General features: G+C 60.2%; 16 protein-coding genes. 4 read left to right on the forward strand and 12 right to left on the reverse strand.

The window, feature by feature from the left end; all coding sequences use genetic code 11:
• Window positions 1–7: 7 nt before the first annotated feature.
• On the reverse strand, window positions 8–1018 hold the full coding sequence (nagZ, locus tag ACM6IM_RS11485) for a beta-N-acetylhexosaminidase (protein WP_414865182.1): 1011 nt from the start codon (window positions 1016–1018) through the stop codon (window positions 8–10).
• Between the two features lie 158 nt (window positions 1019–1176).
• Complete coding sequence (gene psrA, locus ACM6IM_RS11490) at window positions 1177–1884, reverse strand: transcriptional regulator PsrA (RefSeq protein WP_192301829.1); 708 nt, start codon at window positions 1882–1884, stop codon at window positions 1177–1179.
• Between the two features lie 229 nt (window positions 1885–2113).
• On the opposite strand from psrA, the gene lexA reads away from it, so the two are divergent.
• Together lexA and sulA are read left to right on the forward strand one after the other, a co-directional pair.
• On the forward strand, window positions 2114–2722 hold the full coding sequence (gene lexA, locus ACM6IM_RS11495) for a transcriptional repressor LexA (RefSeq protein ID WP_192301830.1): 609 nt from the start codon (window positions 2114–2116) through the stop codon (window positions 2720–2722).
• 10 nt (window positions 2723–2732) lie between these two features.
• Window positions 2733–3206, forward strand: coding sequence for an SOS-induced cell division inhibitor SulA (sulA, locus tag ACM6IM_RS11500; RefSeq protein WP_192301831.1), 474 nt, complete (start codon window positions 2733–2735; stop codon window positions 3204–3206).
• A 69-nt stretch (window positions 3207–3275) separates the two neighbouring features.
• On the opposite strand, the gene ACM6IM_RS11505 is transcribed toward sulA, so the two are convergent.
• The 7 genes from ACM6IM_RS11505 to ACM6IM_RS11535 all read right to left on the reverse strand — a co-directional run bounded on the left by ACM6IM_RS11505 (window position 3276) and on the right by ACM6IM_RS11535 (window position 11734).
• Window positions 3276–3509, reverse strand: coding sequence for a hypothetical protein (locus ACM6IM_RS11505; RefSeq protein ID WP_192302801.1), 234 nt, complete (start codon window positions 3507–3509; stop codon window positions 3276–3278).
• A 151-nt stretch (window positions 3510–3660) separates the two neighbouring features.
• Window positions 3661–4185 carry a DUF6586 family protein gene (locus ACM6IM_RS11510; protein ID WP_201189363.1) on the reverse strand — a complete coding sequence of 175 codons (525 nt, stop codon included), beginning with the start codon at window positions 4183–4185 and terminating at the stop codon, window positions 3661–3663.
• 160 nt (window positions 4186–4345) lie between these two features.
• Window positions 4346–6970 (reverse strand): type I DNA topoisomerase, encoded by a 2625-nt coding sequence (gene topA, locus ACM6IM_RS11515; protein ID WP_192301833.1) that lies wholly within the window; start codon window positions 6968–6970, stop codon window positions 4346–4348.
• 114 nt (window positions 6971–7084) lie between these two features.
• Window positions 7085–7321 carry a DUF1653 domain-containing protein gene (locus ACM6IM_RS11520; protein WP_123365569.1) on the reverse strand — a complete coding sequence of 79 codons (237 nt, stop codon included), beginning with the start codon at window positions 7319–7321 and terminating at the stop codon, window positions 7085–7087.
• 98 nt (window positions 7322–7419) lie between these two features.
• Entirely contained in the window at window positions 7420–8595 is a 1176-nt protein-coding gene (fadA, locus tag ACM6IM_RS11525; RefSeq protein WP_077047137.1) for an acetyl-CoA C-acyltransferase FadA, read from the reverse strand.
• Window positions 8596–8624: 29 nt separating this feature from the next.
• Window positions 8625–10772 carry a fatty acid oxidation complex subunit alpha FadB gene (fadB, locus tag ACM6IM_RS11530; protein WP_201189369.1) on the reverse strand — a complete coding sequence of 716 codons (2148 nt, stop codon included), beginning with the start codon at window positions 10770–10772 and terminating at the stop codon, window positions 8625–8627.
• A 524-nt stretch (window positions 10773–11296) separates the two neighbouring features.
• Window positions 11297–11734 (reverse strand): hypothetical protein, encoded by a 438-nt coding sequence (locus ACM6IM_RS11535; RefSeq protein ID WP_414865183.1) that lies wholly within the window; start codon window positions 11732–11734, stop codon window positions 11297–11299.
• 104 nt (window positions 11735–11838) lie between these two features.
• On the opposite strand from ACM6IM_RS11535, the gene ACM6IM_RS11540 reads away from it, so the two are divergent.
• Window positions 11839–12279, forward strand: coding sequence for a universal stress protein (locus ACM6IM_RS11540; RefSeq protein ID WP_192301836.1), 441 nt, complete (start codon window positions 11839–11841; stop codon window positions 12277–12279).
• Window positions 12280–12372: 93 nt separating this feature from the next.
• Here the strand turns inward: ACM6IM_RS11540 and ACM6IM_RS11545 are convergent, their stop codons facing one another.
• Window positions 12373–14292 (reverse strand): ATP-binding cassette domain-containing protein, encoded by a 1920-nt coding sequence (locus tag ACM6IM_RS11545; protein ID WP_201189374.1) that lies wholly within the window; start codon window positions 14290–14292, stop codon window positions 12373–12375.
• Window positions 14293–14505: 213 nt separating this feature from the next.
• On the opposite strand from ACM6IM_RS11545, the gene ACM6IM_RS11550 reads away from it, so the two are divergent.
• Window positions 14506–16434, forward strand: coding sequence for a transglycosylase SLT domain-containing protein (locus ACM6IM_RS11550; protein WP_192301838.1), 1929 nt, complete (start codon window positions 14506–14508; stop codon window positions 16432–16434).
• 69 nt (window positions 16435–16503) lie between these two features.
• Here ACM6IM_RS11550 and ACM6IM_RS11555 read toward each other — a convergent pair whose 3' ends face one another.
• The gene (locus tag ACM6IM_RS11555; protein ID WP_414865493.1) at window positions 16504–17538 is read right to left on the reverse strand and encodes a Fic family protein; all 1035 of its coding nucleotides are present in this window, start codon (window positions 17536–17538) and stop codon (window positions 16504–16506) included.
• 65 nt (window positions 17539–17603) lie between these two features.
• Window positions 17604–19370, reverse strand: a complete 1767-nt coding sequence (locus tag ACM6IM_RS11560; protein WP_192301839.1) for an ABC transporter transmembrane domain-containing protein — start codon at window positions 19368–19370, stop codon at window positions 17604–17606.
• Between the last annotated feature and the right edge of the window lie 91 nt (window positions 19371–19461).

The following is a 19461-nucleotide window of genomic DNA, read 5'->3' on the forward strand; positions in this document are numbered from 1 at the left end:
ACTGTCCTTATTCAATCAGTTGAGCGTCTTTGAGCGCGCCAATGGCAGCGAGCCAGCGCGGGTCTTGACGGTATTCGGTGCTGGCGTGCGATTGACCGCGCATCTGCGCAATACGCGTGGATGGCTTGACCTTCAAACGCTGGGCGGCACTCAGGGCGAGCTCGGCGGCAGCACGGTCATTGCACACCAGGCCCATGTCACAACCGGCGGTCAATGCCGCTTCGATGCGACTGGCGGCATCGCCGACCACGTGGGCACCGGCCATCGACAAGTCGTCACTGAAGATCACCCCTTCGAACTGCAACTCGCCGCGCAGGATGTCCTGCAACCAGCGACGGGAAAAACCGGCGGGCTGGGCATCGACCTGTGGATAAATCACATGAGCCGGCATGACTGCGGCCAGTTGCCGGCTCAATCGGGCAAACGGCACCAGGTCGTTGGCGCGAATCTCCTCGAGGCTGCGTTCGTCATTGGGGATCGCAACGTGGGAGTCCGCCTCGGCCCAGCCGTGGCCGGGAAAGTGCTTGCCAGTGGCGGCCATGCCCGCACTGTTCATGCCGCGGATAAACGCTCCCGCCAGCTGTGCCGCGCGCTCCGGGTTACCCTCGAACGCACGGGTGCCAACCACCGCGCTGCGCTGGTAATCCAGGTCCAGTACCGGGGCGAAACTCAGGTCGAGCCCCACGGCCAGCACTTCGGTGGCCATGATCCAGCCGCACTGTTCGGCCAGGTATTCGGCGTTCGGGTTGTCGGCGATGGCACGCATGGCCGGCAGCCGCACGAATCCCCGACGCAGGCGCTGCACCCGACCACCCTCCTGGTCCACCGCCAGCAGCAGATCAGGACGAACGGCACGGATCGCCGCGCTGAGCTCGCGCACCTGGCGTGGGTGTTCGATGTTGCGGGCAAAAATGATCAGGCCGCCCACTTCAGGCTGACGCAGTAATTGGCGATCTTCGGCCGTCAGCCAGGTACCGGCGACGTCCACCATCAACGAGCCTTGCAGGCCAGCAGTCATAGAGATTCCTTGATAACGATGAACCCGGCTCGCACGCGCCCGCTGCCTGGGGCTGTGCCCGGCAGGTCGGTGATATCAATGGGGAGCGGATTCGCAACGAGAGTCGGCATGGGCGGCTAGCTTAGCGGATGTCAGCTGCCGCGCCCACCCATGCGCGGTCAAACCTTGGCGGCGACCTGTGTCGACTTGCTACGGGGACGCAACTGCGCCGTGGCCATCGCCGCGTCGGTCACACCGGTTTCGGCACGCATGCCGGCGGCCAGGAACGGCACCATCAGGCGCATGACCTGCTCGATGGACGTGTTGACGCCGAAATCGGTCTCGGCAATGGCCCGCAAGGCCTTGATCCCCGACATGCTGAATGCTGCGGCCCCCAGCATGAAATGCACACGCCAGAACAGCTCGATTGGCGGAATGCGCGGCGCCGCTTCGTTCACCAGCATCATGTAGCGACGAAACACCTTGCCGTACATGTCCTCCAGATAACGGCGCAGGTGGCCCTGGCTCTGACTGAACGCCAGCCCCAGCAAACGCATGAAGATGGACAGGTCGTTGCCGCTGCGCGGTTGCACCACGAGGGCCTGCTCGACGAGGATTTCCAGCAATTCTTCGAGGGACGGCTTGTTTTCCGGCTTGGCCTGGCGCCGCTCCAGCTCTTTATCGAGGCTCAGGCAGAACGGCCCGAGAAACCGCGAGAATACAGCCTGGATCAGCGCTTTCTTCGAGCCGAAGTGGTAATTCACAGCCGCGAGATTGACACCGGCCTTGCTGGTGATCAAACGCAACGAGGTTTCAGCAAACCCTTTTTCCGCGAACAACTGCTCTGCAGCATCGAGAATGCGTTCAACGGTTTCCGACTGGGCCATGGCTACTCCGCCTGACAAACACTTGTTTGAAACATACGTTTCAGCCCAGGCCTTGTCAAGCCTGCCAGTTCGTTTTGGGAATGGTCAGTCAGCTATTTAATCACACATTCAGGCACGGTTAATCAGCACACGGATTGACCGTCTGGCGGCGGGCAAAAAAAGGGGCATTGCCAAGATGCTTTCACTGTATATAATCCCAGTCACTGTATAAAAAGACAGAGCGATCGATATGCTAAAGCTGACGCCACGCCAAGCAGAGATTCTGAGCTTCATCAAACGCTGTCTTGAAGACAACGGCTACCCGCCCACTCGTGCGGAAATCGCCCAGGAACTGGGCTTCAAGTCACCGAACGCGGCTGAAGAGCACCTCAAAGCGCTAGCCCGCAAGGGCGCCATCGAGATGACGCCAGGCGCTTCCCGCGGCATCCGCATCCCGGGCTTCGAAGCCAAGGCCGACGAATCCACCCTGCCGATCATTGGCCGGGTCGCGGCGGGCGCACCGATCCTCGCCCAGCAGCACGTCGAAGAGTCCTGCAACATCAATCCAGCGTTCTTCCACCCGCGAGCCGACTATCTGCTGCGGGTGCATGGCATGAGCATGAAGGACGTGGGCATCTTTGATGGCGACCTGCTGGCCGTCCACACCACCCGCGAAGCCCGCAACGGTCAGATCGTGGTGGCGCGCATCGGCGACGAAGTCACCGTCAAACGCTTCAAGCGCGACGGCAGCAAAGTCTGGCTGATTGCCGAGAACCCCGAATTCGCCCCTATCGAAGTGAACCTGAAAGATCAGGAACTGGTGATCGAAGGCTTGAGTGTCGGCGTCATTCGCCGCTAAAGGAGGCTTTATGCAGTTCCCACACACCTCACAGCAAGCCCAACTGCCGTTGTTCGAGGCATTCATGGTGCAGCCGATGGCGCCGATTCTGAAAGACGTGGTCGAGTCGCCCTGGGGCGCCGAACCCGAAGTCTTCAGCGAGCTGTCACTGCGTGGTGCGGCCGGGAGCTGCCTGAGTCTTCTGGCACCGATCCTCAGAGAGCTGAGCGAGGATCAGGATGCACGCTGGCTGACATTGATCGCCCCACCCGCCAGCCTGACACAGGCCTGGTTGCGGGACGCCGGGCTGAATCGCGAACGCATTCTGCTGCTGCAACCGCGTGGCAGCCAGAGCGCACAGCAGTTGACCTGCGAAGCCCTGCGCCTGGGTCGCAGCCATACCGTCGTCAGCTGGCTCAACCCGCTGAGCACCACGGCGCGGCAACAGCTGATCAGCGCCGCCCGAACCGGGGACGCACAAAGCCTGAATATTCGACTGGGCTAAACAAGACTGCGCCTAATGACGCATGGCTTCTCCAAGGACAGAGAAGCCGTAACGGGGCGACGAACGGGATCAGTGGAGAACCCGGGAGCCTTCATCCGTATTGAATTCACCTTCGACCAAACGACCGGCCATCTGAACGCCGACGCTCAACATCGCCTTGGCGACTTCAACATGCTGGCCTTGCAGGAACGCCTTGGCATCCTCTGAGAAATTCAAAGTAACCAGAGAACCCTCGTCCTCAGCCCTTCGCAGCTCGATTCGGCCGTCTGGTAACTCGACAATTTCTAGAAAGGACGTTGGCATAAAGGTCTGGTCTCCACGAAAGGCAGGCATTATATAGGCATCGGTCAGGCTTCGCTCAGGATCTTGACCAAATGCCACTTCGAAGAGAAATTTCTGACAGCAAGCCCTGAACGAACAGTCTCTAGCAACCGTCCTTCCCACCCTCACGCCATCAGCATTCGTTCAAACCTTCGCGAAACCGGATCGCCAGCCCCTTGAGGTTCTGCCGCCAGGTCTCCAACTCTTCACGACTGAGCTCTTCAGGCTCGTCCTCTTCATCCAGGTTAACGGCCAGAATCAACGGCTGCGTCACGTCCCCCTTGGGCTTGTGGGGAGCACGGGGTGGCTGAAACAGCGCCGCATGCGCCGACAGCAGCTTGGCCAGCCAGGTTTCCGGATTTTGCGCCAGCTCCACCATTTCGGCCATTTCAGGAATGGCGATGGTGTCCAGCACTTCCCGGGTCAACAGCATCTCGGCACGGGGCGCATTGGCCTGTGGCAAGCGATAGAAGCCGGCGATCTCATGACACAGGCCCAGCAAGGCTCCGTACAAATGGAACAACGCCGATTCGCGTCCGGCCTGGATCAGCGCGAGAGCGTTCATGGCCCGCCCCTCTTCGGCTCTGGCGAGGGCTTCAAGCGACAGGCCGGCAAAATAGATCTTCTGGTTGGTACGGGTATAGAGCTCGTGGGCCATGACGGCAGCCTCCACAACAAGGAATTGCTTCACGCAGGTCGGACAGTGTCGGGGATCAGGCAATCCCACCGCAAGCCCTTCCGCCTGCCCCGCAGGAGCGAGCGTGCAGGGCATAAAAAAGGCCCCATGCTTGCATGCGGCCTTTTCGTTACAGCGTCAATCAGGACTTCGCGGCAGGACGCTTGTCTTCAACGGTCCACTTGCCACCGTCGTAGTAGGCCTTCCAGCCAGTCGGCTTGCCGTCGACTTCGGTCTGCACATACTGCTCCTTGGTCTTGCGGCTGTAACGGATCACCGCAGGAAGACCATCCGGATCCTTCTTCGGCGCCTCACAGAGGAAATGGTACTTCGGATCGATCTCGTCCTTGTGCGGGATGATCTCGATCACCAGCGGAGCACGGGTCTCGCGGTTTTTCGGAAACTGGCTCGCTGCCAGGAACAGTCCGGAAGCACCGTCACGCAGGATATAGGTGTCGTTGACCTTTTCGCATTTCAGCTCAGGCATCTTCACCGGGTCCATTTTCGGCGGTGCCGCGTCGCCGCTCTTCAACAGCTTGCGAGTGTTCTTGCACGTCGGGTTGGTGCAGCCGAAGAACTTGCCGAAACGGCCGGTCTTGAGTTGCATCTCGCTGCCGCACTTGTCGCATTCCAGGCTCGGGCCTTCGTAGCCCTTGATGCGATAGACACCCTCTTCGATTTCGTAGCCCGCGCAATCCGGGTTGTTACCGCAGATGTGCAACTTGCGCTTCTCGTCGAGCAGATAGGCGTCCATCGCCGTGCTGCAGATCGGGCAGCGGTGCTTGCCACGCAACACCAGCGACTCCGACTCACCCTCGTCGTCCGCAGCGATTTCATCGCCCGGCACCAGGTTGACGGTGGCTTTGCAGCGTTCTTTGGGCGGCAGGCTGTAACCCGAGCAACCCAGGAATACGCCGGTCGAAGCCGTACGGATCTGCATCGGACGACCGCAGGTCGTGCACGGGATATCGGTCATCACCGGCTGGTTGGCACGCATGCCGTTTTCCGCGCTTTCGGCCACTTCGAGCTTCTTCTTGAAGTCGCCGTAGAACTCGTCCAGCACGTTTTTCCAGTCACGCTCGCCCTGGGCCACGTCATCGAGATTCTCTTCCATGCCGGCGGTAAAGCCGTAGTCCATGAGGTTGGAGAAACTCTCGGACAGACGCTCGGTGACGATGTCACCCATCTTTTCCGAATAGAAGCGACGGTTGTGCAGCGCCACGTAGCCGCGATCCTGGATGGTCGAAATGATCGCTGCGTAGGTCGAAGGACGACCGATGCCGCGCTTTTCCATTTCCTTGACCAGACTCGCTTCCGAGTAACGCGCCGGCGGCTTGGTGAAGTGTTGGGTCGGATCAAGCTTGATCAGCTTCATCACGTCGCCCTGGGCCATGTCTGGCAGCACGTCATCATCACCCGGCTTGGCGATTTGCGGCATGACGCGGGTATAACCGTCGAACTTCAGGATGCGGCCCTTGGCGCGCAATTCGAAGTCGCCGGCACCGACGGTCACCGTGGTCGACAGGTATTGGGCCGGCAGCATCTGGCAGGCGAGGAACTGGCGCCAGATCAGCTCGTAAAGACGCTCGGCGTCGCGCTCCATGCCCGACAGCTTGCTTGGCTCGGTATTGGCGTCGGACGGACGAATCGCTTCGTGAGCCTCCTGAGCGCCTTCCTTGCTGCTGTATACGTTCGGGGTTTCCGGCAGGTATTTCTTGCCGAATTCGCTTTCGATATAGGTCCGCGCCATGGCCACGGCATCGGCCGACAGGTTGGTGGAGTCGGTACGCATATACGTGATGTAGCCGGCTTCGTACAAACGCTGGGCCATCATCATGGTTTTCTTCACACCGAAGCCCAGGCGGTTGCTGGCAGCCTGTTGCAGGGTAGAAGTAATGAACGGTGCCGACGGCTTGCTGCTGGTCGGCTTGTCTTCGCGCTTGACGATGCTGTAGCTGGAGGCCTTGAGCTTTTCCAGTGCAGCCATGGCCTGGGCTTCGTTCAGCGGCTTGAACGCCTCGCCCTTCTCGCGAGCGACGTCGAAGCGCACCGTCGCGCCCTTGGCGGTACCCAGGTCAGCGTGAACTTCCCAGTACTCTTCCGGAATGAACGCGCGGATTTCACGTTCGCGCTCGACCACCAGCTTCACGGCAACCGACTGCACGCGACCGGCGGACAGACCACGGGCGATCTTGGCCCACAGCAGCGGCGACACCATGTAACCCACCACGCGGTCGAGGAAACGACGCGCCTGCTGAGCGTTGACACGGTCGATGTCCAGTTCGCCCGGCTCGGAGAAGGCTTCCTGGATCGCCTTCTTGGTGATTTCGTTGAACACCACGCGCTTGTAGCGGCTGTCATCACCACCGATGGCTTCGCGCAGGTGCCAGGCAATGGCTTCCCCCTCGCGATCCAAGTCGGTTGCGAGATAGATGGTGTCAGCATCCTTGGCGAGCCGGCGAAGCTCCTCGATGACCTTTTCCTTGCCCGGAAGGATCTCGTACTTGGCTTTCCAGCCATGATCGGGATCGACCCCCATGCGCGAAACCAGCTGATTGCGCGCTTTTTCTTTCGGCGTGAGCACCGGACCTTCACCCGCAGCCTTGCCGCGCTTGGCGGCCGGCTCTTTGCTGGCGCTAGCCGAACCGCTGGTGGGCAGGTCTCGGATATGGCCGATACTCGACTTCACCACGTATTGGTTGCCCAGATACTTGTTGATGGTCTTGGCCTTAGCCGGGGATTCCACAATGACCAGCGATTTGCCCATGGATCAGAAAATTCCTGAATTCTAGAAGTGAGAGGCGGTTGGCGCCTGACGCGGCACCGCTATATATAGTGGCTACAAGGTGAGGTCAAGCGCAGGGTTTTGCGCGCACTCAGCTCATGGCTTGGAAAAAACGCTCGGTTCGGCCTGTACCAAAGCAAAGCGTGGCACCTGTTCGCCGTCAACCTCGACCGACTCCAGGAACATGCTCAGGGGACGCACCCAAAAGCCGTAATCGCCATACAGGGCTTGGTAGAAGACCACTTCCTCTTCCGTTTCCGAATGCCGCGCAATACTGAATACACGGTACTGCGGACCTTTGTAATGTTGGTAGAGCCCTGGTTGTATCGGCATGTATTGGCCCTCACTCAAATCTTTTCAAAATAAAAACAAAATAAATTCAGAAAAACAAAAACCGGGGCACTTGGCCCCGGCTTCCATCAACGGAACGCTTAAACGCGTTCGAAGACGGTGGAGATGCCTTGGCCGAGACCAATGCACATGGTCGCTACCCCAAAGGTCCCGCCATTTTGCTTCATCACGTTCAGCAGGGTGCCGGAAATACGCGCACCGGAGCAACCGAACGGGTGACCCAGGGCGATCGCGCCGCCGTGCAGGTTAACCTTCTCATTCATCTTGTCGAGCACTTTCAAATCTTTCAGCACGGGCAGGGCCTGTGCGGCGAAAGCTTCGTTGAGTTCGAAGAAGTCGATATCGTTGATGCCAAGGCCTGCGCGCTTCAAGGCTTTTTGCGTGGCCGGTACTGGACCATAGCCCATGATCGCCGGGTCCACACCGGCCACAGCCATCGAGCGAATCACCGCCATTGGCTGGATGCCCAGGTCTTGCGCACGCTGTGCCGACATCACGATCATGCACGAAGCACCGTCGGTGATCTGCGACGAGGTACCGGCTGTCACGGTGCCGCCCTTTGGATTGAACGCCGGCTTCAACGTCGCCAGGCTTTCCAGGGTGGTTTCCGGACGAATGGTCTCGTCGTAGTCGAACAGTTTCAGGAAACCGTTCTCGTCATAGCCCTGCATCGGGATGATTTCGTCCTTGAACTTGCCTTCCACGGTCGCCTTGTGCGCGAGCTGGTGGGAACGCACGCCAAAGGCATCCTGTTGCTCGCGGGTGATGCCGTGCATCTTGCCCAGCATTTCCGCGGTCAGGCCCATCATGCCCGAGGCTTTTGCCGCGTACAGCGACATGTGCGGGTTCGGGTCGACACCGTGCATCATGCTGACGTGGCCCATGTGCTCGACGCCACCGACCACGAACACGTCACCGTTGCCGGTCATGATCGCCTGCGCAGCAGTGTGCAGCGCGCTCATCGACGAACCACACAGACGGCTGACGGTCTGGCCAGCCGAGGTGTGCGGGATCTGGGTCATCAGCGACGCCATGCGGGCGATGTTCCAGCCCTGCTCCAGGGTCTGGTTCACACAGCCCCAGATCACGTCTTCGACTTCGTTCGGGTCGACCTTGACGTTGCGTTCCAGCAATTTGCTGATCAGGTGTGCCGACATGTCTTCGGCACGGGTGTTGCGGTGCATGCCGCCCTTGGAGCGGCCCATCGGAGTACGACCGAAGTCGACAATCACGACGTCTCTAGGATTCAAGCTCATAAGTTCACTCTCACTCTAGTTGGGGGCGCTTAACCGAAGAAGCTCTGGCCGTTCTTGGCCATTTCGCGCAGCTTCGCGGTCGGGTGGTACAGCGCGCCCAAATCAGCGTACTGGTCAGCCAGGGCAACGAATGCTGCAACACCGATCGAATCGATGTAGCGCAGCGCGCCGCCACGGAATGGAGGGAAACCAATACCGTAGACCAGACCCATGTCGGCTTCGGCGGCGGTTTCGACGATGCCGTCTTCCAGGCAACGCACGGTTTCCAGGCACAGCGGGATCATCATCCAGTTGATGATGTCTTCGTCAGTGACTTCGCGCTGCTCGTAGACGATCGGCTTGAGCACTTCCAGCACCGACGGATCGGCGACCTTCTTCTGCTTGCCCTTCTTGTCGGTCTCGTAGGCGTAGAAACCCTTGCCGTTCTTCTGGCCCAGGCGTTTGGCTTCGTAGAGCACGTCGATGGCCGAACGGCGATCGTCCTTCATGCGGTCCGGGAAGCCTTCGGCCATCACGTCACGACCGTGGTGGCCGGTGTCGATGCCGACCACGTCCATCAGGTAGGCCGGGCCCATCGGCCAGCCGAACTTTTCCATGATCTTGTCGATACGGACGAAGTCCACACCGGCGCTGACCAGCTTGGCGAAACCGCCGAAGTACGGGAACAGGACGCGGTTGACCAGGAAGCCCGGGCAGTCGTTGACGACGATCGGGTTCTTGCCCATTTTCTTGGCGTAGGCAACGGTGGTGGCAATCGCCTGTTCGCTGGACTTCTCGCCACGAATCACTTCCACCAGCGGCATCATGTGCACCGGGTTGAAGAAGTGCATGCCGACGAAATTTTCCGGACGCTTGAGGGCCTTGGCCAGCAAGCTGATGGAAATGGTCGAGGTGTTGGACGCGAGGATGGTGTCCTCTTTGACCTGGCCTTCCACTTCAGCCAGTACGGCTTGCTTGACCTTCGGGTTCTCGACGACAGCCTCGACCACCAGGTCCACGTGACCGAAATCGCCGTAGGACAGGGTCGGGCGAATGCCGTTGAGCACTTCAGCCATTTTCGCGGCGGTCATGCGACCTTTATCAACGCGGCTGACCAGCAATTTGGCGGCTTCGGCCAGGCCTTGCTCGATACCGTGCTCGTTGATGTCCTTCATCAGGATCGGCGTCCCTTTGGAAGCCGACTGGTAGGCGATGCCGCCACCCATGATGCCGGCGCCCAAAACGGCAGCCTGCTTCACATCGCTGGCGATTTCGTCGTAGGCCTTGGCCTTTTTCTTCAGTTCCTGATCGTTGAGGAACAGGCCGATCAGGCTCTGCGCGGCAGAGGTCTTGGCCAGTTTGACGAAACCGGCCGCCTCGACTTCCAGTGCCTTGTCGCGACCGAAGTTCGCCGCTTTCTGGATGGTCTTGATCGCTTCGACCGGCGCCGGGTAGTTGGGACCTGCCTGGCCGGCCACAAAACCCTTGGCGGTTTCGAAAGCCATCATCTGTTCGATGGCGTTCAGTTTCAGCTTTTCCAGCTTCGGCTGACGCTTGGCCTTGTAGTCGAACTCGCCGGAAATGGCACGTTTGATCAGTTCCAGTGCAGCATCCTGCAGCTTGTCAGGCGCAACCACGGCATCGACGGCACCGACTTTCAGCGCGTCTTCGGCACGGTTTTCCTTACCGGCGGCAATCCATTCGATGGCGTTGTCGGCACCGATCAGGCGCGGCAGGCGAACGGTACCGCCAAAGCCCGGGTAGATGCCCAGCTTGACTTCCGGCAGGCCGATCTTGGCGCTGGCCGACATGACGCGGTAGTCCGCTGCCAGGCACATTTCCAGACCGCCACCCAGGGCGATGCCGTTGATCGCGGCGACGGTCGGGACGTTGAGGTCTTCGAAATCGCTGAAAATCCTGTTGGCTTCGAGGTTGCCAGCAACAAGCTCTGCATCCGGCAGCTTGAAGTTGTCGACAAATTCGGTGATGTCGGCGCCGACGATGAACACGTCCTTGCCGCTGCTGACGATCACACCCTTGATCGAAGCATCTGCCTTGATGGTGTCTACGGCCTGACGCAATTCGTTCAGGGTTAGACGATTGAACTTGTTGACGGACTCACCCTTGAGGTCGAACTTCAGTTCGACGATGCCACTTTCAAGAGCCTTAACCGTGATGGCTTTACCTTCGTAAATCATCAACTGATCTCCACGATATGGAAGCTGAACAGTACACGTCGGAAGCAGGCGAATGGCTGGGCAGGACGTTCTTCGTCGATGCTACGCCAATCCACCCGACACACCCGCCAACGCGATAGTCGGGATTCTGTAGGAGCGCTGTGCAATGCAAACGCTCAATTCATACGCCCGTTTGATTTGGGTACGCCACCTTCACGGAATTTCCGGCAATTGTCAATCGCCCAAAATGCGGGTTGAAACGCGACTTTGCAGTCATTTCTGTAGGATGAAGGCCGGCAACACGCCCCTGCATGCACACACATTCATAAGATCAATAGTTAGAAAAGTCGCCCTAATTCACCGCAGCCCGCTCCGGACAGGCTACGCTGGGGGAACCTGGAAAATTTTGAACGCTTTCGGCGAACGCCAAGCGTAAGATCAGCCCAACCGAATTACCGGCCTGCCTGGCCAACCCCGCCCGATGATGTTGTCGGGCTTTTTATTGCCTGTTCCCCGCAGACGTGGTCGCGTGGCAGGAATCAGGCTCAGGCGAGCGCCTTGAGGGTGGTATCAATGTGCTGCAAGACCTCGGCCTCGCCCTTCTCTCCCCAATACAAGGCGATCATTTGCGGGTCGGCTTCAACCTTGTAGACATTGGCAGGCAATCTTTCGAAATGATTGAGCAGCGCCTGATCGTCGCAGACCTCCTGCCACTGATTCACCCAGACCCCCGGCGCTTTCTGCCAGTAAGTCCAGCAGGCTGGCTGTTTGCCGCGGCGCGGCCGATGGTACTGCGCACAGGGGCTCGGCGGCTCCGGCTGCAGCCAATGCGGCCATTGCTGAGGCGCCAGTTGCATGGCCAATCCGATGCGGCGAGCCTCCATGCGCAGGGCGATACGCCCGCTCTGGCCACGGGAGGGTCGCAGCCATGCCAGAGGGCTCAACACCACCAACAGGATTGACACCACTATCCAGACCGTCATATGTGTACTCCCGATTCTTGATGAGCGCATTGAGTCACGTTGAAAACAATGTGCTTGAAACCAGCCATACTTACCCTTATTGCAGTTTTCAGGAGGAGCACCTTATGCCCTACTTCCACATTCTGGTCGCCGTCGACCTCACCGAAGAGTGCGATCCTGTCATCCACCGCGCTCGCGAATTGTCGGTGAACAGCGGCGCGAAACTGTCCCTGGTACACATCGTCGAACCCATGGCCATGGCCTTCGGCGGCGATGTGCCAATGGACCTTTCCCAGTTGCAACAGCAACAGTTCGATCAGGCCAAGGAACGCCTCGACCGGCTGATCCTGAAGTACCCGGAGATTTCCAAGGAGTACAGCCACCTGACCTACGGCCAACCACGCCAGGAAATCCATCACCTGGCCAAGGAGCAGGGTTGCGACCTCATTGTGGTGGGCAGCCATGGGCGACATGGCCTGGCACTGCTGCTCGGCTCTACCGCCAACGACGTGCTGCACGGGGCACCTTGCGATGTGCTGGCCGTGCGGCTGCAGAGCAAAAGCTGACACTCGCTTCCGCAAGGCCATCGGCCAGTGACCGGCACATGAAAAGCCCGGCATTCACATCAGTGAAGCCGGGCTTTTTTATCCCTGGATCAATCAGGCATCCAGTTCGGCCCAACGCTCGACCATCACGTCGAGTTCGGCTTGCAGCTGTTCAAGCTGGGCGATCACTGCAGCCGTCTCGGCAGCGGGACGCTGGTAGAAACCCGCATCGGCCATCTGGGCTTCAACGGCTGCGATCTGCTGCTCCATGGCCTCGATCTGACCGGGCAACATTTCCAGCTCACGCTGCAACTTGTAACTGAGCTTCTTCTTCGCCGCCGGCGCTTCGACCACGGCCGCCACTGGTGCCGGCTCGGCCTTGACCACCGCCGAGTTCAGGTCAGCCTTGCCGGATTTGCTTTCGGTGACGCCCAACAGACGCGGCGAGCCACCCTGACGCAGCCAGTCCTGATAACCACCGACGTATTCGCGCACCTTGCCTTCGCCTTCGAACACCAGGGTGCTGGTGACCACGTTGTCGAGGAATGCCCGGTCGTGGCTGACCATCAGCACGGTTCCGCTGAACGTCAGCAACACCTCTTCCAGCAATTCGAGCGTTTCCACATCGAGGTCGTTGGTCGGTTCGTCGAGGACCAGCAGGTTGGCCGGCTTGCTGAACAGTTTCGCCAGCAGCAGACGGGCGCGCTCGCCACCGGACAGCGCCTTGACCGGCGTACGGGCACGCTGCGGGCTGAACAGGAAGTCGCCGAGGTAGCTCAGGACGTGACGGCTCTGACCGTCGATGTCGATGAAGTCGCGACCTTCGGCGACGTTATCCACAACGGTTTTCTCCAGATCCAGCTGATGGCGCAACTGGTCGAAGTAGGCGACGTCGATCTTCGTGCCCTCTTCCACCTTGCCGCTGGTGGGTTGCAGGCCGCCGAGCATCAGTTTCAGCAGCGTGGTCTTGCCGGTGCCGTTGGCACCCAGCAGGCCGATACGGTCGCCGCGCTGCAACACCATGGAGAAATCGCGGACAAGGAACGGACCGTCCGGGTGCGCAAAACTGACGTTTTCCAGCACCATGACCTGCTTGCCGGATTTTTCCGCCGTTTCCAGCTGGATATTGGCCTTGCCGGTGCGCTCACGACGTTCGCTACGCTCGACACGCAGGGCCTTGAGGGCGCGCACACGACCTTCGTTACGGGTGCGTCGGGCCTTGATGCCCTGACGAATCCACACTTCTTCCTGGGCCAGGCGCTTGTCGAACAGCGCGTTGGCCGTGGCTTCGGCAGCCAGTTCGGCTTCCTTGTGCACGAGGAAGCTGGCGTAGTCGCCGTTCCAGTCGATCAGGCCACCGCGATCCAGTTCGAGGATGCGGGTCGCCAGGTTCTGCAGGAAGGAACGGTCGTGGGTGATGAACAGCACGGCTCCCTGGAAATCCTTCAGCGCATCTTCCAGCCAGGCGATCGCACCGATGTCCAGGTGGTTGGTCGGTTCGTCGAGCAGCAGCAGGTCCGGCTCGGACACCAGGGCCTGGGCCAGCAGGACGCGACGGCGCCACCCACCGGACAGTTCGGCGAGGGTCTTGTCGGCCGGCAGTTGCAGGCGACTGAGGGTGCTGTCGACCAGGGTCTGCAAGCGCCAGCCATCACGGGCTTCGAGGTCGTGCTGGACGTGCATGAGTTTTTCCAGATCGGCATCGGTGACGATGTTCTGGCTCAGGTGGTGGTATTCGGCGAGCAATGCACCGACACCGTCCAGACCTGCGGCCACGACATCGAAGACCGTCCGCTCGTCGGCTACCGGCAATTCCTGCGGCAATTCGCCGATCTTGAGGCCGGGTGCGCGCCAGACGGAGCCGTCATCGGGCTTCTGGTCGCCCTTGACGAGCTTCATCATGCTGGACTTGCCAGTGCCGTTGCGGCCGATGATGCACACCCGCTCACCACGGGCGATCTGCCAGGACACCTTGTCCAACAGCGGCATAGCGCCGAAAGCAAGGGACACATCGCTGAATTTGAGCAGGGTCATGAGCTTCTCCAAAAACCGGGCGCGCATTCTACCTGAATCGAGGCTTCAGAAGGCCGGCAATTTCACTTCACAGGCACTCTGCAACACAAATGTTGCGAACTGATGCCGACAGGGCCGCAAAGCTTTCGCCCGCTGCTGGCAAAAGGCTAAGCTACAGATTATTCAGTGCGGGCACGGCTCGCACTTGTCATGATTTCTCTGCCCGGATGTCTCATGCGCAGTCGCCTTTTCAGTCTTTTATCGTGCTTGCTCCTTTCTGCCACTGCCGTTCAAACAGCCCAGGCGGTGGACCTGTCCACCCAACGCCAGTATTACGATGAAGCCAAGCGCGCCCTGGCCAAGGGCGATACCGGTCCTTACATGCGCTACAGCCAGGCCCTGAGCACCTACCCGCTGGAACCCTACCTGGCCTATGACGAACTGACCGCACGCCTGAAAACGGCGAGCAACGCCGAGATCGAGAAATTCCTCGCCGAACACGGCGACCTGCCCCAGGCCAACTGGATGAAATTGCGCTGGTTGCGCTGGCTGGCCGAGCGCGGCGATTGGGCGACCTTCGTCAAGTACTACGACCCCAAGCTCAATTTCACTGAACTGGACTGCCTGAACGCCCAATACCAGATCAGCCACAACCTCAAGTCCGAAGGCTACGCCAACGCCAACAAGCTCTGGCTGACCGGTAAATCCCTACCGGCGGCCTGCGACGCCCTGTTCGGCATGTGGGCCGCCGAAGGTCAACTGACGGAACAGAAACGCTGGGAGCGCACCAAACTGGCGGCCCAGGCGCGCAACTATCCGCTGGCCAACAGCCTGGTCAACGGCCTGAGCACCCTAGCCCCACGCGGGCGCCTGCTGGTGGATGTGGCGCAAAAACCCGAACTGCTCAACCAGCCGTCGCGCTTCACCCCGGCCGACGAGCCGATGTCCGACATCGTCAGCCTCGGCCTGCGCCGCCTGGCCCGCCAGGACCCGGACAAGGCCATGGCACTGCTCGACGGTTATGCCAGCAGCATGCACTTCTCCCGCGATGAAAAGGTCGCGATCGCCCGGGAAATCGGCCTGACCCTCGCACGTCGCTTCGACAGCCGCGCCCTGGACGTGATGACCAAGTACGACCCGGAGTTGCGCGACAACACCGTGTCCGAATGGCGCTTGCGCCTGCTGTTGCGCCTGGCGCGCTGGGACGACGCCTATCAGTTGACCCGTCGCCTGCCACAGGACCTGGCCACCACCAACCGCTGGCGCTACTGGCAAGCCCGCAGCCTGGAACTGGCGCAACCGCAGAATCCGGAAGCGCTGACGCTGTACAAGAGCCTCGCCCGCGAACGTGATTTCTACGGTTTCCTCGCCGCCGACCGCTCGCAACTGCCTTACTCGCTGGTCAACAAACCGCTGGTGCTGAGCCAGGCCCTGATCAACAAGGTGCGCAATACGCCGGGCGTGCGACGCGCCCTGGAGTTCCACGCACGCGGGCAGATCGTCGACGGTCGTCGCGAGTGGTACCACGTCAGCCGGCACTTCAACCGGGACGAAATGGTCGCTCAGGCAAAACTGGCCTATGACTTGAAATGGTACTTCCCGGCGATCCGCACCATCAGCCAGGCGCAGTATTGGGACGACCTCGACATTCGCTTCCCGATGGCCCATCGCGACACCCTGGTGCGCGAGGCCAAGGTCCGTGGCCTGCACTCGAGCTGGGTGTTCGCCATTACCCGGCAGGAAAGCGCCTTCATGGACGACGCCCGCTCCAGCGTCGGCGCCAGCGGCCTGATGCAATTGATGCCAGGCACCGCCAAGGAAACCGCACGCAAGTTCAGCATTCCCCTGGCCTCGCCACAACAGGTGCTCGACCCGAACAAGAACATCCAGCTCGGCGCTGCGTACCTGAGCCAGGTGCACAGCCAGTTCAACGGCAACCGTGTCCTCGCTTCCGCCGCCTACAACGCCGGCCCGGGCCGCGTGCGCCAATGGCTGCGCGGCGCGGATCACCTGAGCTTCGACGTATGGGTCGAAAGCATCCCGTTCGACGAAACCCGCCAGTACGTACAGAACGTGCTGTCGTACTCGGTGATCTACGGCCAGAAGCTCAACTCACCGCAGCCGCTGGTGGATTGGCATGAGCGGTATTTTGATGATCAGTAAATCGGCTTGAGGCACTGACAAAAATGCCCGCATTGAGAAATGCGGGCATTTTTCATGGCGCTCAAGCTCTCACGCAGACCGAAGCGCTGCTGCGACATTCTGGCCATGCGGGGTGAGTCGGTATCGCTGAATCGGGCTACGGGGCGAGTCAGGGTCGGTCATCTCAATCAAACCCGAAACCAATGCAGGCTTGAGATAGTTGGCCCTAAAGGTCGCCTTGTGAGCCAATCCGAGCTCCGTCATCAGATCGTTAACCTTTAGCGGCGTAGCTCCATCGAGGGCACCCAGCAGCTTCGCTACTTGGTCGGTTACTTGGTCGGTTACTTGGTCGGTCAACAGTTCGCTTCTCGCCGCTTCCTGTAGCGCAAGACGCAATGCCTGCAACATGAACTCAACAAAAGGTGTCGCCTCGGCCAACTGATCAGCTGCAGACAACGCACCGTAATAGGCATCTTGCTGGTCTCGTATCACCGATTCAACTGGCAGATAAGCCAGCACCGGACGCCACTGACTGAGGATGAGCGTCTGCCATAAGCGCCCCATGCGGCCATTGCCGTCGGCGAACGGGTGGATAAACTCGAACTCATAGTGAAAGACGCAACTGATGATCAAGGGATGCCAATCAGAACTGCCAAGCCAAGCCAGCAGTTCCTCTACCAAATGAGCAACCCGACTCGGCGGCGGAGCCATATGAACCAGTTTGTCACCCCGATAGATACCCACACCGGCTTGGCGAAACCGCCCACTGTCGTCGATCAGCCCGCCCATCAGCATCTGATGCGCTGTGAGCAAGTGGGCTCGACTGTTTGGCTGCCACTCTGACATGGCCTCGTAAGCCGCGAAGGCATTACGCACTTCCTGGATTTCCCGAGGCAAACCCAGCACACGCTTCCCCGCCAGAACAGCGGTCACTTGCTGAATACTCAGTGTATTGTTCTCGATCGCCAGCGACGCCTGAATCGTGCGAATACGATTACCCCGTCGCAGCTGAGGTGTTTGCTTCCTGCTTTCTCCCGCCGACAGTTGACCAATCTGCTCACTGATCTCGGCAATCAAGGTCAACATTGCAGGGGTCAGCGTCAAAGGTGGTTGGTAACGACCCATATCCTCATCCATGTTCGCAGTGAGTTCGACATGATGCCCGAACCCGGCGTCATCGGCACCGCTGATCACGCCGCCTCATGCCCGTCATTGAACTGCAGCGCCGCCAGCCGGGCGTACAAGGCGTTGCTGGCAATCAACTCCTGGTGCGTACCCACCGCCACCAGTTTTCCCTGGTCCATCACGGCGATCCGGTCGGCGTTCTTTACCGTGGCCAGGCGGTGGGCGATGACCAGGGTGGTGCGATTTTTCATCAGGCTCGGCAGGGCTTGCTGGATCAGGTGTTCGCTCTGGGCATCGAGGGCACTGGTGGCTTCGTCGAGCAGCAGGATGGGCGCGTCAACCAGCAATGCCCGGGCAATGGCCAGGCGTTGGCGCTGACCGCCGGACAGGCCGAGGCCGGCATCACCCAGATGCGTCTGGTAGCCCTGGGGCATGGCTTCGATGAAGTCGTGGGCGTAAGCGATTTTCGCGGCGTCACGAACCTGCTCCAGGGTCGCCGTCGGGTTGCCGTAGCGAAGGTTCTCCTCGATGCTGCCGAAAAACAGCGCCGGGGATTGCGAAACCAGGGCGAAACAACGCCGCAGGTCGAGTGGGTCAAGTTGGGCCAGCGGCACACCGTCCAGCAGGATGCACCCTTCGGCCGGGTCGTAGAAACGCAGCAGCAGGTCGTAGACCGTAGACTTGCCCGCGCCGGAAGGGCCCACCAGCGCCAGGGTTTCACCGGCCTTGACGGTCAGACTCAAGCCATCGATGGCGAAGCTTTCAGGGCGCGACGGATAGGAAAAGCGCACGTCCTGCAGCACCAGATTGCCGGCGACCCGTTCGGGCAGTGTCACCAGCCCGGTCGACGGCGGCTGGATGATGTTTTCCGAACGCAGCAATTCGGCGATCCGCTCAGCGGCCCCGGCGGCGCGTTGCAGCTCGCCAATCACTTCGCTCAGGGTGCCGAACGCACTGCCGACGATCAGGCTGTAAAAGACGAACGCCGCCAGTTCGCCTGCGGAAATCCGCCCGGCCATCACGTCCATGCCGCCGACCCACAGCATCACGCCCACGGCCCCCAGCACCAGCACGATCACCAGGGTAATCAGCCAGGCGCGTTGGAAAATCCGCTTGCGGGCGGTGTTGAACGCTTCTTCCACGGTCGCGGCAAAGCGCTGCTCGTCCTGGACCTGATGGTTGTAGGCCTGCACGGTCTTGATCTGGCCCAGGGTTTCGGACACGTAGCTGCCGATGTCGGCAATTCGGTCCTGGCTCAGGCGCGAGAGGCTGCGGACCCGCCGACCGAAGATCAGGATCGGCGCGATCACCAGCGGCAAGGCAATGACGACGATGCTGGTCAGCTTGGGGTTGGTGATGAACAGCAACACGATCCCGCCGATCACCATCAACAGATTGCGCAGAAACAGCGACAACGACGAGCCGATCACCGATTGCAGCAACGTCGTGTCGGCCGTCAATCGCGACTGGATCTCGGAACTGCGATTGTTTTCGTAGAAGCCCGGATGCAGGTAAACCAGATGGTTGAACACCTGTCGGCGGATGTCGGCCACTACACGCTCACCGATCCACGACACCAGGTAAAAACGCACGAAGGTTCCGACCGCCAGGCCCAACACCAGAAGCATGAACAGGCCAATGGTCTGGTTCAGCAAATGCGCGGACTGCGTCATGAAACCCTGGTCTACCAGCAGCCGGATCCCCTGCCCCATGGACAGGGTGATGCCCGCCGTGACAATCAGCGCCAGCAAGGCTGCGAAGGATTGCCAGCGATACGGCAGGAGAAAACGACTGGCCAGGCGAATCGCGCGGCGGTGGCGGGCAGAAAGCATCAGGATGTTCCCGTTCGTGGATTATGGGACCGGCTCTACCCTGTAATGGGGGGAACTCTGTAAATCACAATGAGTCAGGTTAATTATGATC

Source organism: Pseudomonas sp. IT-P12 (assembly GCF_949767465.1).
Classification (GTDB): Bacteria; Pseudomonadota; Gammaproteobacteria; order Pseudomonadales; family Pseudomonadaceae; genus Aquipseudomonas.

Coding starts and splice junctions, on each gene's coding strand:
- fadB (WP_201189369.1), bottom strand. CDS start 10,772: ATGATTTACGAAGGTAAAGCCATCACGGTTAAGGCTCTTGAAAGTGGC.
- ACM6IM_RS11520 (WP_123365569.1), bottom strand. CDS start 7,321: ATGCCGATACAACCAGGGCTCTACCAACATTACAAAGGTCCGCAGTAC.
- ACM6IM_RS11555 (WP_414865493.1), bottom strand. CDS start 17,538: ATGGGTCGTTACCAACCACCTTTGACGCTGACCCCTGCAATGTTGACC.
- ACM6IM_RS11545 (WP_201189374.1), bottom strand. CDS start 14,292: ATGACCCTGCTCAAATTCAGCGATGTGTCCCTTGCTTTCGGCGCTATG.
- ACM6IM_RS11540 (WP_192301836.1), top strand. CDS start 11,839: ATGCCCTACTTCCACATTCTGGTCGCCGTCGACCTCACCGAAGAGTGC.
- ACM6IM_RS11535 (WP_414865183.1), bottom strand. CDS start 11,734: ATGACGGTCTGGATAGTGGTGTCAATCCTGTTGGTGGTGTTGAGCCCT.
- ACM6IM_RS11560 (WP_192301839.1), bottom strand. CDS start 19,370: ATGCTTTCTGCCCGCCACCGCCGCGCGATTCGCCTGGCCAGTCGTTTT.
- ACM6IM_RS11505 (WP_192302801.1), bottom strand. CDS start 3,509: ATGCCAACGTCCTTTCTAGAAATTGTCGAGTTACCAGACGGCCGAATC.
- topA (WP_192301833.1), bottom strand. CDS start 6,970: ATGGGCAAATCGCTGGTCATTGTGGAATCCCCGGCTAAGGCCAAGACC.
- psrA (WP_192301829.1), bottom strand. CDS start 1,884: ATGGCCCAGTCGGAAACCGTTGAACGCATTCTCGATGCTGCAGAGCAG.
- ACM6IM_RS11510 (WP_201189363.1), bottom strand. CDS start 4,185: ATGGCCCACGAGCTCTATACCCGTACCAACCAGAAGATCTATTTTGCC.
- nagZ (WP_414865182.1), bottom strand. CDS start 1,018: ATGACTGCTGGCCTGCAAGGCTCGTTGATGGTGGACGTCGCCGGTACC.
- lexA (WP_192301830.1), top strand. CDS start 2,114: ATGCTAAAGCTGACGCCACGCCAAGCAGAGATTCTGAGCTTCATCAAA.
- sulA (WP_192301831.1), top strand. CDS start 2,733: ATGCAGTTCCCACACACCTCACAGCAAGCCCAACTGCCGTTGTTCGAG.
- ACM6IM_RS11550 (WP_192301838.1), top strand. CDS start 14,506: ATGCGCAGTCGCCTTTTCAGTCTTTTATCGTGCTTGCTCCTTTCTGCC.
- fadA (WP_077047137.1), bottom strand. CDS start 8,595: ATGAGCTTGAATCCTAGAGACGTCGTGATTGTCGACTTCGGTCGTACT.